At 29.1% G+C, this 13291-nt stretch carries 16 protein-coding genes and 1 pseudogene; 3 read left to right on the top strand and 14 right to left on the bottom strand.

Annotation, left to right across the window (positions count from 1 at the left end):
* Positions 1-316 precede the first annotated feature (316 nt).
* Complete coding sequence (locus KGF42_RS17150; protein ID WP_227823378.1) at positions 317-685, top strand: hypothetical protein; 369 nt, start codon at positions 317-319, stop codon at positions 683-685.
* 560 nt (positions 686-1245) lie between these two features.
* Here the strand turns inward: KGF42_RS17150 and KGF42_RS17145 are convergent.
* The 10 genes from KGF42_RS17145 to KGF42_RS17100 form a co-directional block, all read right to left on the bottom strand.
* Positions 1246-1539, bottom strand: coding sequence for a hypothetical protein (locus tag KGF42_RS17145; protein ID WP_227823379.1), 294 nt, complete (start codon positions 1537-1539; stop codon positions 1246-1248).
* Positions 1540-1555: 16 nt separating this feature from the next.
* Entirely contained in the window at positions 1556-2863 is a 1308-nt protein-coding gene (locus tag KGF42_RS17140) for a M20 family metallopeptidase (RefSeq protein WP_227823380.1), read from the bottom strand.
* Positions 2864-2926: 63 nt separating this feature from the next.
* Positions 2927-3406 (bottom strand): L-2-amino-thiazoline-4-carboxylic acid hydrolase, encoded by a 480-nt coding sequence (locus tag KGF42_RS17135; RefSeq protein ID WP_227823381.1) that lies wholly within the window; start codon positions 3404-3406, stop codon positions 2927-2929.
* A 46-nt stretch (positions 3407-3452) separates the two neighbouring features.
* The gene (locus tag KGF42_RS17130) at positions 3453-4316 is read right to left on the bottom strand and encodes a PTS system mannose/fructose/sorbose family transporter subunit IID (RefSeq protein ID WP_227823382.1); all 864 of its coding nucleotides are present in this window, start codon (positions 4314-4316) and stop codon (positions 3453-3455) included.
* Positions 4316-5071: a PTS sugar transporter subunit IIC gene (locus tag KGF42_RS17125; protein WP_227823383.1), complete on the bottom strand. Its 756-nt coding sequence runs from the start codon at positions 5069-5071 to the stop codon at positions 4316-4318. The genes KGF42_RS17130 and KGF42_RS17125 overlap by 1 nt, the downstream gene beginning before the upstream one ends.
* Before the next feature lie 26 nt (positions 5072-5097).
* On the bottom strand, positions 5098-5586 hold the full coding sequence (locus tag KGF42_RS17120; protein WP_054272294.1) for a PTS system mannose/fructose/N-acetylgalactosamine-transporter subunit IIB: 489 nt from the start codon (positions 5584-5586) through the stop codon (positions 5098-5100).
* 17 nt (positions 5587-5603) lie between these two features.
* Entirely contained in the window at positions 5604-6005 is a 402-nt protein-coding gene (locus KGF42_RS17115; RefSeq protein WP_227823384.1) for a PTS mannose transporter subunit IIC, read from the bottom strand.
* Positions 6006-6007: 2 nt separating this feature from the next.
* Complete coding sequence (locus KGF42_RS17110) at positions 6008-6505, bottom strand: PTS sugar transporter subunit IIB (protein WP_227823385.1); 498 nt, start codon at positions 6503-6505, stop codon at positions 6008-6010.
* Positions 6506-6528: 23 nt separating this feature from the next.
* A complete protein-coding gene (locus KGF42_RS17105; RefSeq protein WP_054272291.1) occupies positions 6529-6933 on the bottom strand; it encodes a PTS sugar transporter subunit IIA in 405 nt (134 codons plus the stop codon).
* A 230-nt stretch (positions 6934-7163) separates the two neighbouring features.
* On the bottom strand, positions 7164-9731 hold the full coding sequence (locus tag KGF42_RS17100) for a sigma 54-interacting transcriptional regulator (RefSeq protein ID WP_227823386.1): 2568 nt from the start codon (positions 9729-9731) through the stop codon (positions 7164-7166).
* Positions 9732-9891: 160 nt separating this feature from the next.
* Between KGF42_RS17100 and KGF42_RS17095 the strand changes: the two genes are divergently transcribed.
* Positions 9892-10635 carry a phosphatase gene (locus tag KGF42_RS17095; protein WP_227823387.1) on the top strand — a complete coding sequence of 248 codons (744 nt, stop codon included), beginning with the start codon at positions 9892-9894 and terminating at the stop codon, positions 10633-10635.
* A 386-nt stretch (positions 10636-11021) separates the two neighbouring features.
* Here KGF42_RS17095 and KGF42_RS17090 read toward each other — a convergent pair whose 3' ends face one another.
* A complete protein-coding gene (locus KGF42_RS17090) occupies positions 11022-11240 on the bottom strand; it encodes a hypothetical protein (RefSeq protein WP_227826758.1) in 219 nt (72 codons plus the stop codon).
* Positions 11241-11652: 412 nt separating this feature from the next.
* Entirely contained in the window at positions 11653-12048 is a 396-nt protein-coding gene (locus tag KGF42_RS17085; protein ID WP_054272287.1) for a pyridoxamine 5'-phosphate oxidase family protein, read from the bottom strand.
* 140 nt (positions 12049-12188) lie between these two features.
* Here KGF42_RS17085 and KGF42_RS17080 point away from each other — a divergent pair, with 140 nt between their 5' ends.
* Entirely contained in the window at positions 12189-12581 is a 393-nt protein-coding gene (locus KGF42_RS17080; protein WP_054272286.1) for a winged helix-turn-helix transcriptional regulator, read from the top strand.
* Between the two features lie 243 nt (positions 12582-12824).
* On the opposite strand, the gene KGF42_RS20570 is transcribed toward KGF42_RS17080, so the two are convergent.
* Together KGF42_RS20570 and KGF42_RS17070 are read right to left on the bottom strand one after the other, a co-directional pair.
* The gene (locus tag KGF42_RS20570; RefSeq protein ID WP_413927037.1) at positions 12825-13028 is read right to left on the bottom strand and encodes a transposase; all 204 of its coding nucleotides are present in this window, start codon (positions 13026-13028) and stop codon (positions 12825-12827) included.
* 67 nt (positions 13029-13095) lie between these two features.
* Positions 13096-13291: pseudogene (locus tag KGF42_RS17070) on the bottom strand (hypothetical protein); the annotation flags it as partial.

The raw sequence follows: 13291 nt of genomic DNA, 5'->3' as shown, positions 1-13291 counted from the left end.
ATGCAACTGCTTTTATATTGACAATCACGGCATTCTTCACAAGCATAACAAGTTATTTCACTTTTATAGCCTGTTTTTGATTTCCTATTTATTATTTTATTAGCAAATAGTTTTTTGCTATTTTTACTTTTTTATACAAAATAGGGGCGTAGCACTATTTTCTAGTGCGACAGCCCCACTTCAAAAGCCCACTCATTTTAGTCTTGACGATTTCTGGCTATTCTGATATGTTTTAGTTATGATTACTTTGCGCCAAGTTGACCCGAAGTTCATGGGAAAAGTAAGCGATAAACCAAAATAAAGGAGGATATTTATTATGTTTGCTTTTAGTACAATTGTTCTTATTGTTTTTTTAGCTTATTTTGTATATTCAAGGAGCAAATTCAAAAACAAATCAAATGCAGGAGCCTTTTTCTTTGAAAATGATAGTCTTGTGCTAAATACAGGAATACCATATTCTATCCCACTTGATGAAATTGAGTGTGTTGAACTGGAATATAGTTCATGGGGATTGGAGCATCAGCTGTCTTATTATTTGGCAGTAAAAGTTATAAAAAAAGACGGAAAAACAAAACAGGTATATTATAAGGGGTACAAAACTGCGAAATTAGCCTTACCATCCGATATGAAAGCTGCGTTAGAGGAAAAGAAAGTGCGCTGTGTTATGATTGATATTGATAAATAATGACAATTTCCGCTTGTCTGGGTGTTGAACAGAGCGACAAACCGTAGTTGTAGCAGGCGGTTATAGACTTCAAAATTAGAACAATATCGGAGGGAGATGATAGCTTGCCTGAATATTTTTTGCACGAAGCTATCTTTGTGACAGAGGGAGTGTCTGCACTGCCCAAATCAATTATCAATCAGCCAGAATTGCAGATATATAACCGACTTCGGGAAGAAAAAAGACGACATAGGTGTGGTTGTGGAAGTTTATAAAAAGGCTGTCGATGTTGTTTGGATACGCATTATGAGTGATTACGGACATATAGATAATGACACTCCGTCCTTTGCAATTTCCCTGTATAAAGATTATCGGAGATTTGGAATAGGTACTGCATTGATGAAAGAAATGCTCCGTATTCTGAAAGATAGATGGTATAAACAAGCGTAACTTGCTGTGCAAAAAGCAAACTATGCTGTCAAAAACATAGCATCATAAAAGATAAATTTTAAAAAAATTTGTGTAATATGTAAATTTTATAAATAATATCCATTTTTATATAAAACTAGTAGCTAATCTATCTAAATACAGCTTTTATTTATCATGTTTTTTAACGTTTCTTCAACATCATCAAATACTATTCCATCATCTAAAGATGGAATAGTATTTGATGATGTTGAACATTGTATAGCTGTATTAATTGCAGTAGATATATTTAACGCACAGATTGTTTTTGCTCCACCAAGTACAGCTGCTATTTCTATTTTCCCAGTTCCAAGTATACCTCCCTCTAATGCATTCTTAATTATGTTTGCACTTAAATAAAGTTGAATTTGTTTTATCTCTCTTTTTAAGATATCTATATATTTGCACATAAAACCTCTTCTCCTTTTACAATTCTAATAGTTTTATTAAAGCTAGGGTATATATCTCCATATTCTTTCGTATATGCTCTATTGGTACTCTTTCATCTGCTCCATGACCGCCAGTTTTATACGCTAAGAACTTAGGTCCAAACGCCACCATATCTTTAAACCAACTTGCATATGTGCCACCACCCATAGCAATTGTATATCCATTTTTATCTGTTACTTCTTCATAAGCTTCTAATAACTTTTTAAGTACTAAATTACTCTCATCCACATAATGTAAGTCTTTATGAGCAATAACCTTTATTTTCCAACCATTACAAAAAAACTTTTTGAATCTATCTATTATATTGTTTAAAACTATATTTTTACCATACCTTATATCTATCTCACATATGATTTTTTCCTCATTCACTTTTAAGATTCCTAAATTTAAAGTAGTGCTTTCAAATACCTCATCATATTGATTAATTCCCAATGCATCTCCATAATAGTCACTACAAAGGTATTTTGAAACTAATTCTATATCTTCTCTATACTGAAAATCCATATTATCTTCAACTAGCTTTATTATCATTTTAGATATAGCATTTTCTCCCTTTTCAGGATTACTTGCATGCACAGCTACTCCTTTAGTAGTTAGCTCTGAAATAATTCCATTAATAATTTTTGCAGTACAATAAGATGGAACAACATTTTCTTTAGTTCCTCCCCTTACTATTATGTAAGGTTTACCTTTATCAACTTTAATCTCTTTTTCTATCCTTATATGAACTCTTCCTTTTTCTCCATTAACCACTGGATACATAGCATCTGGAGTAAATCCCATACTTGGAATTTCTTCACCTTTATCTAAATAATATTTGATACACTCCATACCTGTTTCCTCATTTGTACCAAAAATTAATCTTATTCTTTTATTAATTGTAGGGTACGTATCCTCTATATTTTTCAATACATGTATAAGCATAGATACAGCCCCCTTATTATCTATGGCACCTCTTCCATAAATAATATTGTCAATTACTGCTCCCGAAAATGGGTCTACACTCCACCCGTCTCCTGGTGGAACTACATCTAAATGCATTGGAATCCCTATTAATTCTTCTCCTTCTCCAATTTCTGCATATCCAATATAATTATCAATATTTTTAACGCTAAAACCCAAACTAGCACAGTAATCTAAAGTTTTCTCTAGAGATTTTTTAGGTCCTATACCAAAAGGACATTGTGAAATAGGTTCACCTTGTTGTGAGTCAATTTTTATCAATTCTTTTAGGAATTCTACTGTTATATTTAAACTATTATCTACACTTCTGCTTATATCCATAAATCAACCTACTTTCTGTTTTTTAAAGCCTGTCCTTAAAGAACAGGCTTTTAGCATTAAAAATTATTTTCTTGTGAATACTAATTCGCAAACTTCATCATCATGAGCACATTTTTGAGCAAACTCTAATCTAACGCCTTGTGCACAATCAACTCTTCCATAATCACCGTAACAAGCTAATCTACAAATTTCTTTTCTTTCTTCTTTAGTTAATCCATATTCTTTCCAAGCTGCATCTAATGGACAGTGATGGAATTTTAAAACTCCATTCTCATCTGTATTTTCTACTAATTCCATTTCAAACACTTTTTGTCCTTTACTGTTATATAACATTTCTGCCATTTTTCCTGGAGTGTCTGCTACGCTATATTTTTGACCTCTCATTTTACCAAACCCATATATTGCTTCTTTACATATATTATCTGGATTAACTCCTAATTTTTCAGCTTCTTTCATAAGAAGATAGAACCATACTGCTCTTTCTCCTGTTGCTCCTCTAATTCCTTCTAAATATTCCTTTTCTGTATACATTTTTTCTGACATTTCTTTCTCCTCCTAAAATTAAATTCTATATTTTAATCACTGTAAATTAGAATATTCCAATGAATGATCCTACTAATGCTAATACAACTAAAATTACTAGTAGCTTAGTTATTGTCCACTTCTTGTATTTCATTCCCCAATATACGAAGAATACAACACCAAGTGGTAATAAACCTGGAGCAATCATATTTAATGTATCTTGAACAACAATTGCTTTACCACCAATATCAAATGATAATGGAGTTGAAAGCTTAACTGTAGTTGCAGATAACGCTCCCATCATAAACATTCCTAGAATTGAAGCACCATCAATTATCTTATTGACAATACCACCTGATAGAATTTTCTTAATTGAATCTCTACCTAAAGAATATCCTAAATGGAATAAGTAATAACCTTCACAAAATAGCAATATACTAAACATTATTGGGAAAAATGCACCTATAACACTTCCTTCAGCTCCAAATGAAGCACCTAAAGCTAAGAATATTGTTTGAAATGTACCAAAATCTAAAGTATCTCCAATTCCAGCCAAAGGTCCCATAAGCCCATTCTTAACACCTGAAATAACCTCTCCTGGGATTTTTCCTTCAGTAGCTTTCTCTTCTTCCATAGCTAAAACTGTACCGTGAATTAACCCTCCCCATATAGCTTGAGTATTAAAAAATTGTAAGTGTCTTTTTAACGCATCTACTAAATCTTCTTTTTTCTTATATAACTTTTCTAAAGCTGGAGTAAAACTTGCACAAACTGCTAATGCTTGCATTCTTTCAAAAGAGTTAGATAATTCAGCTGTCCACCACCATCTTAGGTATGTTTTTGTTACATCTTTCTTCGTAAGTACTCTTGTCTTATTAACTTCAGTTGTACCTTGTCCATTTTTAACTTCTTTATTTTTTATTTCTTGCATTATACTTCACCTACCCTTTTGTCTTCTTTCATAAAGGTAATTAAAAGAGCTATACAAACACCAAATATTGCAGCTGCAGTAATTGATATTTCAAAATATTGAACCATAAAAAATCCTATAATAAACATTGGTAAGAATTTATTTTTACCTATAGTAAATATTGTTGTTGCAAAACCTAATGCAGGTAATATACCACCCATTACTGTTAATCCATTCATTAACCATTGTGGTATAACATCTAATAATGATTTAACTAAATCTGCTCCAAAAAAGTTACATACAAAAACTATTGGAAATCTTAAAACAAACCCAAATATTAAAGAGTAAAGTGTTGCACATCTCCAGATACCTTTTGTATTACCTTCTTCGGCATACTTATCTGCCTTATGAACCAATACAGCATTACCAGTTCTTCTTAAGTTATTAACTAATACTCCTATAACACCTAAAGGTACCGCAATAGATACTGCAACTTCTGCATTAACACCCGTTTGAAGTGCTACTGGTATTGCAATAAGAGCAGCTAAACATTTATCTGATGGAATATTTCCTCCTGCTGCTACCATTCCTAGATAAACCATTTCTATACTTGCACCAACAATCATACCAGTTGTTACATCACCCCAAAGTAATCCAAGGCTAAAGCCTATAAATAAAGGAGACTTTAGTGTTGAGAAAAGGGTATACCCTGCAAGACCTGCTGCAAACCAATACCATAATCCTGTTACAATTGCCAACATCAAAACAGATTCCATTTATAATTCCCCCTAATTTATAATTTTTATTTAAATTTCTTTAATGCATTTTCATATGTCATAGATGATTCCTCTGGTATAACTTGTAGAACTATTTCAACCCCCTCTTCATTAAGTTCATTTAGTTGTTCTACATCTTTATTTCCTAATGAAACAGCTGTAAATACCATCTTCTTTCCAGCTTCATTTGGAATACCTCCTAATTGAATCTTTTCATATTTAAGTCCAGCCTTATACGCCTTATTTGCCATATCAACATTCTTAAATAGAATAAATATATTTTTATCTCCTAAGGTATTGTTTTGGAATGCTTGTCCTGCATCTTCTGCTGTTAAAATAACTACTTCTACTCCTGATGGTGCCGCCATTTTATATATGTCAGCCATAAATTCATCTTGACCTAAGAAGTCATCAACTATTATTATTTTTTGAGCTTGAGCGATTTTCACCCATTTTGTTATAACTTGTCCATGAATTAATCTATGATCTACTCTTACTAATGTTATTTTTGCCATTATATCCACCTCATAATTTATATTTTTTTGAATTCTTTAATTAAATCCACACAAAGGTTATTATTTTTTTTGACGATTCTTTCTGGTAATGTATGTACTTCATCTTCTTTGCTTAATTCTTCATCTACGATTAAAATTGTCTGTAAGCTAAGTCCATTTATTGCATCTATCCCTCTTCTTATAGCAACAGCTATTGCAACACTTGATGTAGAACCTCCATACAAATCTGATATTATAATTTTCACATCCTCTTTATCTACTACTTCTTCAACCTCTTTCATGAACACAGAAACATCTTTTTCAGAGCTTAGTGATAAAACTTCGTATTGATTTGACAATCCAAAATTTTTATTCGCTTCTTCTACTAATACCTTTCCCCAAGTTCCATGGCAGAGTATGATTACCTTATATTTATTCATTGCTAAACAAATTCTCCTTTACAGCGATTAATATTGTGATTTAATTCTACTTCTTCCTCATCAGGTACCATTTGAATTGATACATTAATATTTTTTTTAATAAATTCATCTATTAAAAGAAACTCTTTTTTATTAATGTATACATTTTGAGATATTTTCTTTTTTCCTATCCCTGTAGGTATTCTTCCAATAATAAGTTTTTTAATATCAATTCCTTCTTCTATCATTCTATTTGCAGTATCTAAGTTTTTAATTAATACAAAAACGTTATTATCAGCTTGGTTATTATAAAAGTACCTCCTTGATTCACTTACAGTTAATATTGATAAATCAATATTCTTTGGTGCTGCCATTTTTATCAAACCTTTAGCAATAACATCATTAGTTGTTTCATCATCTACTACTACTATTTTTTTAACACCTAGATACTTAACCCATTTATATATCACTTGACCATGTATTAATCTATCATCACATCTGCAATATTTTACTAAAGACATTTTTAATCGAACTCCTTTTTCTATTACATTGAGCTAAGAACTTTATTGATATGGTTTATACCAGTTTTCCCCGCTTCAATACATGCCTCTGCTAACTCTTCTAAACTTTTCCCCTCTCTATTAATTAAAGCTTCAAGTAGCATTGGAAGATTTACTCCAGTAAGTGCATGAAACTTTCCACCTTTTTTAAGGTTTAAACTTGCAACATTACTTGGTGAACCTCCTAATAGGTCAGCTAATACTAAAACTCCGTCACCTTCATCTAATTCATTTAACTTTTCTACAAAATTTCTATTTAAGTCTTCAATATTATCATTCCTATTTAGTTTAATTGCTGCTGTTCTTTCTGCTGGTCCTGCAATAAGTTCACAGCTTTTTATAATTTCTTCACTAAAACTCCCATGAGTCATAACTATTATCCCTATCACCAATTTCACCTCACTTTTCTTGTCACTTTTTATATAAGCAATTGCTGTGCCAACTTATGTGTATCAATAACAAATGGCTATTCTACAGGATTTAATCAAACCTTTTTACTTAATTTTTAAAAAAAACTTACTCTTTCAATATGTATCAAAAGCTTTTTCAAACCTGTATCAAATCTGTATCAAAAAGAATGAAAAAAAAGATAGCCTTTTGGCTATTTTTAAATTTTGTATCAACTTTTGAATTTATCTGTATCATATTGTGATTCAAATATATCTAATATATTTGCATATTCCATATCTGAAATAATTATATCGAATGTCTCTTCTACGAGCTTAAAACTTTCTTTTATAACTAAATATAATTCTTTACTTCTACTAACTCTTTCTTCATATGATTTATAAACTAAAGACTCTTTTATTATTACTCTTTCAATCATACATGAGCAATGAAATATAAACTTTACTAAAAGCTCATCTTGAATTACTAAAGAATAATGTTCGCTAATTCTATTAATTACTTCTTTTAATATAAAATAAGCCTTTTCCCCATTTAAAAAAGTCAAAGTTTTACTAATATTATCAATTAGTAATCTATCAAAATATCTACCACCATTATCCTTTTCAACATATGTAATTTCCATATCTCCATAATGTTTCTTTATAGATTCTATAATATTAAAATATAATTTCTCTAATGTCATTTTCGGAGTTAGGGCCTTTCTAGTTGCTTCTATTACAATAGGTGTACTTACCATATCTATTGCTTTTACTTCTTTTCCAGTAGCATCATGAATAACTTTAGCAAATGTTAAAATAGACCCCATATCAGTTAGAATTAAAATTCCCTTTCCTTTGTCAATTTCATTGGCTATTTCTATAGCTTGGACTAAAATATCCTGAACTCTATCTTCTAATCCCATATTGATTGCCACCGCATGGTTACAATCCAGTAAAGTATTAGCTACATTCACCATGCTAGATGCTGTAGATTCACCATGCATTATAACTAATATTGCTATACTCTCCTCATTTAATCCCACATAAGATAAATAAAGAAACGTTGCTAAAAAAATTGCTTCATCTTCTGGGAACTCAACTCCATACATTAACGACACATTAGATAATATTTCTTTTGCTATGTTATATTCATATGCTCTTTCCTTCATAATTTCATCTTTATTAGGATGCTTTACTATGTTACCAATCTTTATTCTTTCAATTAAATTCTGAATATGTAAGGCTATAGCTTTTATTAATTTATCTAACCCTTCTCTTTTGCTCCATTTATCATGCTTTTGTAAAATATGCTTCACAGTAGTTGCAATTGAATCATTAACAATATTGTTATAGGCTGTTTGATTGCTACTATTATATATAAAAGTATTCATTAAATTATAGGAATACTTCTGTATATCTTCATCTATAACACTTCTAATTTGAGACTCTTTAATACCTTCTTGTTGAAGTTTATTCCAAGATTCTTTTATCATTCCATAGAAATCTAAATCATACTTTTTATTTTCTATTAATAAATTTTCACTTTCAAAATTCTTTTCTTCTGGTAAAAAAATAATATCATCTTTCCCAATAAAACTGAAGTTTTGTACAAACTCCTCTTTTCTATTATTTCCGTATAATGATTCTCTAATATTGTTTGGTAGAAGAGAGAGTCTTACATATACACATTCCCTTTTATAGGTAATATAATCTAAAAAAGCTCTTGCACAAATTAATTGTATGTCGCTTTTTAATTGTCCTATATTTCCCTTACACTTATACAAAATAAATGCCTTAATAACTTCTTTTGAAACCTTTAACTTAACACCAATCCTAATACTTTCTTCTTTAAAAAAATAACATATAAGCTTCATTCTCTCTTGAAAGCCTCTTTCCTCTAAGGACGGAATCTTTATAGTTACAGGTATTCTTCTTAAAAACGTTTCTAACATTGCTGTTTCTGGGTCTTCTGTAGTGGCTGCAATTATCATAACCCTACACTCATGTACCTTATTAGCCTCTCCTAACCTTCTATATATACCTTTATCCATAAGCAGAAATAGCATTTCTTGTCCCTCTGCAGATAACCTATGAACTTCATCTAAAAACAATATTCCATTATTAGCTTCATGTACAATACCATACTTATCTTTATCAGCTCCAGTAAATGCTCCTTTTACATATCCAAAAAGCTGTGCTAATAATAATTGCTGATTATCAGAATAATCAGCACAGTTAAATATGATAAATGGTGCATTATCACTATCTTCTTTTATAGTTAAACTATACTTATACATATATTCTGCAAATATAGATTTACCAACTCCTGTAGGCCCTATTATTAATGTACTCAACCCCTTAGGTGGATATATTACTGCTGCTTTAGCTTGCTCTATCTGGGACTTTAAACTTCCATCACATCCTATTAAATTAAAAATATTGTTCTCTTTTTTTATACCCTCTACAATATACTCATCTTTGATAGAATCATTTTCACTATATTCGTTTATAGAATTAATATTATCAAATATCCCTTTATTTAGTTTCTTTCCTAAAATACTCTCAATACTTTCTTTATATAAGTACTGAACAGGTTTTCCCTTTATCTTTATAATAATACCTTCCTTTATTAATTGATTTAACTCCTTACTAGCATTACTTCTATTTATACATACTTCAGTAGCAATATATTCTGCATCAAATCCAAATCTAATGCCATTATTAAGTTTCAAGTGTTCTTCTGTTAACCTTTTCAAGCAAATTAAAACTTTTTCTTTCCTTGATAGCTTCTTTTGTATCATAGTTAACCTCCCCTATAAGCAGTAACACTGTTAAATATTATTAAGCTTAATTTTACAATATTTTAATATTTTTGTCTAATTGTGTAACTATTGATTTTTTTCCTGTTCATCTTATAATATAAATTACGTTACCCTCATCTTTTACAGAGGAGGAATTTATATGAATTTTTTATCAGATTTACACACCCACTCTATAGTCAGTGGTCATGGCTATAGTACTTTGTTAGAAAATATTAATTATTGTAAAGAAAATGGAATTAAGATACTAGGTACATCTGAACATGGTCCTAAGATGCCTGGTTCTCCCCACAAATGGTACTTTCACAACATTCAAAATATCCCAAGAATCATAAATAACATTATAATCTTAAGAGGATGTGAAGCAAATATACTAGACACTGAAGGAAATATAGATTTAGAGCCTTTTGTCATTCCTCGATTAGATTATCTTATCTTGTCATTTCACGAAGCCGTTTTTTCACCAAATACATTAGAGAATAATACTAAAGCCTTAATAAATGCAATAAATAAGCATGATAATATTGAAATATTAGGCCACCTTGGAAATCCAAACTATCCAATCGACTATGAATTAATCATTAAATTAGCCATGGAAAAGAATATCTTAATAGAAATAAATAATTGTTCTATAAAAGGCGTGTCAAGAAATGGTAGCTCGGATAATTGTAAGTATATTGCTACACTTTGCAAAAAATATGGTGCTAAAATCATACTAACTTCAGATGCTCACATTTGTTTTGATATAGGTAACTATGAGTATTCTGAGAATATCTTAAAAGAAATTAATTTTCCAGATGAATTAATAATGAATTATCCTAAAAAACTTATTAATCATTTTCACCAAAAAGGTAAATTACTAGATGTTGATTATACAAATATTTGAGTAATAATACATGCTTGCTTTAACTCTTATAAAAAATCTTAATACTATTTATATTATATGAAATGGGTAAATTATGATGAAGAGGCTATTTAATAAAGCTTAATTACTTTTATAAACTTGATGAATTGATATATTCTATGATGGCAATAAAAATTATAACATTTTTAATAGGTTTAGTTTTATACTCCTTATAATATAAAGCTAAAAAAGCATCATCTAAAAAGGAGCTGTCGCATGAGTAAATTAAATTTGTTCTATGAGAGCTCTTTCTTTACTTATCTTAATTAGGTATATTTTTAATTGTTTTATATAAAGCTTATGTTCTAAGTAAAATTATGCATAACAAAAAGGAGCTGTCGCACTAAAAAATAGTGCTACGCCCTTTTTTATTTGTAATAATCATCAATTTTATTAAAAATAACAGTCTTCTCTTTTAAAGAAATTTTTCCAACTTGATATCCATATTCATTTACTTCTTTTTTATACTTCAAAAAAGAATGGTCTATCTCTATTCCAGCAATATTTTTTATTTCTTCAAAAGTTAATTTAAATGATGAAGTACCATTTTTCTTAACATATTCCCACAAAGAACTATATTTACTCATTTTATATCACTCCTTTTAAAATTATATCTTATCTATTAATTTATATTCTATCACTATTAATTTATAAAGTCATGCTACTTATTATTTACATACAAAAATATATAAATAATAAGCAACAATTTTTTATAATCATCATATTTTCTTCATATTAAATAAAATTTACTTGCAATCATTTACAGTTAAAATATTTTTAAAAGGAATTACACTCCATCATAAAATAAACTTTAATTATTCTTATTTTTGTTATGAATTATTCAAAACAATATGTATTTGTTGGAATACAAATCTAATAACTAAAAATTTTTACACATTTACTGCTTAAAAATCTTTTTATTGTGTCTAGGTTTAAATCTCTAATATCTTAGTAGTAACGTTTTCTTAACTTTCGTCATGAATGTCAATTCAGCTATAATTAAAGCTCTACATCAATCTTTTTACCACTCATTGAGCAGCAACTAATTTTTGCATTATCAATAGAAAATATTTCAAATTTGCCATCTCCTACAGAGTACATCTGACTTAAGCTTGGCATTATTTCAAGAGCCTTAGCTTGTGTTTCTTTTGATGTAACAAATACTGCTTCACCTAAAATACGTAGAGTATTGAGTTTTTGGTCTATACAGCAAATCTCAACCTTTGGATTAAAAATAAGTTGCTTAAACATATCCTTTTGGTTAGATGTGCAAAATGTAAGTTTCCCATCGTATTCCATAACGAATCCTAGAGGACGCACATGTGCCTGGTTCTTGTCATCGGCTGTTGCTAAATAATAAACTCCTGCTTTGTTTAAAAATTCTAATACTTTCATAGTTTTTACACCCCTTTTAAATACTTGTATTAAGGATTATCCTTTGATATAATTTTAATATAAAATACAAAAAAAACAAGTATGCAGTTTTTTCTGATAAAGTATAAAAAAGATACTAGTGTAAGTGAGGAGTAAATATAATGAATCTAGATAATGAAAAAAATATGACTACAAATGTTGAAGAATTAACCTGTCCAATACGTTATGCATTAGATATTGTTGGTGGTAAGTGGAAATTACCTATTATATGTATGCTAGCAGTTGAAAATCCAATTAGATATAGTAGCATAAAAAGAAAACTAGACGGCGTTACAAATACTATGCTAGCTCAATCATTAAAAGATTTAGAGTCTGATGGTATTGTTCATCGCAAACAATATAATGAAATCCCTCCAAAAGTCGAATATACATTGACAAGTAAAGGTAAAAGTATTGTACCTATTTTACAACAATTTGCTAATTGGGGAGCTACTAATATGCAAGAAAAAAATAAATGTGGACTTAATTGCAAAGAATGTAGAAAAATAAAATAAATTTAAGTTTGCTAAATTATTCGTATTATAGCTTATATCTTAGTTTATCTGATTGAATATAAAAAGGAGCTGTCGCATGAGCAAATTAACTTTGTTCTGTGACAACTCTTTTTTTACTTATCTTAATAGATATATTTTTAATTGTTTTATATAAAGTTTATGTTCTAAGTAAAATTATGCATTACAAATAAAAGCATAAAAATACCATTTTTTCAGATAATATTTAATTATAAATTAATAAATTTAGAATAATTCTTTCAAATGATGAGGATATATTCCACGTTTATTTTTTATTATTTTATTGTGTAGTCTAGAAATGTTATGAGCTATCGCTACAATAATACATTCTGATAGAACATTTTCTTTACCTCGGGTTAAAAATCTTCTAAATTTCATATTTTGTTTTACTTGAGCGAAATCTTCTTCTGCTTGTATACTTCTATTCATTCTAAGTTGACACCCCTATGGGCTTATAATTCTCTTTAAATTTTCTTTCCTTTTCTATAAACAAATGTTATATTTGATTCTTTTGATATTTTTTTAGTTTCTTTAAAAGTTTTTTTAAATGATAGATTTTGATTTTATATTTATAAATTATTTTAATACCAAAATCAATCTCACATTTTAATATGAAGTCAGATATATTATTCATCATTTTAGCCATATTTTTATTTATAGCTTTTTTCCAAACAAAAGTATATCTATTAGCA

The organism is Clostridioides sp. ZZV15-6383 (assembly GCF_020657735.1).
GTDB classification, from domain to species: domain Bacteria; phylum Bacillota; class Clostridia; order Peptostreptococcales; family Peptostreptococcaceae; genus Clostridioides; species Clostridioides difficile_D.
Note: the sequence above shows the minus strand (reverse complement) of the source record. Positions and strands in the feature narration are given on the sequence as shown.

What these genes read in the sequence shown, in the direction of transcription:
- KGF42_RS17150 (WP_227823378.1), top strand. Translation starts at nt 317, where the DNA reads ATGTTTGCTTTTAGTACAATTGTTCTTATTGTTTTTTTAGCTTATTTT.
- KGF42_RS17145 (WP_227823379.1), bottom strand. Translation starts at nt 1,539, where the DNA reads ATGTGCAAATATATAGATATCTTAAAAAGAGAGATAAAACAAATTCAA.
- KGF42_RS17140 (WP_227823380.1), bottom strand. Translation starts at nt 2,863, where the DNA reads ATGGATATAAGCAGAAGTGTAGATAATAGTTTAAATATAACAGTAGAA.
- KGF42_RS17135 (WP_227823381.1), bottom strand. Translation starts at nt 3,406, where the DNA reads ATGTCAGAAAAAATGTATACAGAAAAGGAATATTTAGAAGGAATTAGA.
- KGF42_RS17130 (WP_227823382.1), bottom strand. Translation starts at nt 4,316, where the DNA reads ATGCAAGAAATAAAAAATAAAGAAGTTAAAAATGGACAAGGTACAACT.
- KGF42_RS17125 (WP_227823383.1), bottom strand. Translation starts at nt 5,071, where the DNA reads ATGGAATCTGTTTTGATGTTGGCAATTGTAACAGGATTATGGTATTGG.
- KGF42_RS17120 (WP_054272294.1), bottom strand. Translation starts at nt 5,586, where the DNA reads ATGGCAAAAATAACATTAGTAAGAGTAGATCATAGATTAATTCATGGA.
- KGF42_RS17115 (WP_227823384.1), bottom strand. Translation starts at nt 6,005, where the DNA reads ATGAATAAATATAAGGTAATCATACTCTGCCATGGAACTTGGGGAAAG.
- KGF42_RS17110 (WP_227823385.1), bottom strand. Translation starts at nt 6,505, where the DNA reads ATGTCTTTAGTAAAATATTGCAGATGTGATGATAGATTAATACATGGT.
- KGF42_RS17100 (WP_227823386.1), bottom strand. Translation starts at nt 9,731, where the DNA reads ATGATACAAAAGAAGCTATCAAGGAAAGAAAAAGTTTTAATTTGCTTG.
- KGF42_RS17095 (WP_227823387.1), top strand. Translation starts at nt 9,892, where the DNA reads ATGAATTTTTTATCAGATTTACACACCCACTCTATAGTCAGTGGTCAT.
- KGF42_RS17090 (WP_227826758.1), bottom strand. Translation starts at nt 11,240, where the DNA reads ATGAGTAAATATAGTTCTTTGTGGGAATATGTTAAGAAAAATGGTACT.
- KGF42_RS17085 (WP_054272287.1), bottom strand. Translation starts at nt 12,048, where the DNA reads ATGAAAGTATTAGAATTTTTAAACAAAGCAGGAGTTTATTATTTAGCA.
- KGF42_RS17080 (WP_054272286.1), top strand. Translation starts at nt 12,189, where the DNA reads ATGAATCTAGATAATGAAAAAAATATGACTACAAATGTTGAAGAATTA.
- KGF42_RS20570 (WP_413927037.1), bottom strand. Translation starts at nt 13,028, where the DNA reads ATGAATAGAAGTATACAAGCAGAAGAAGATTTCGCTCAAGTAAAACAA.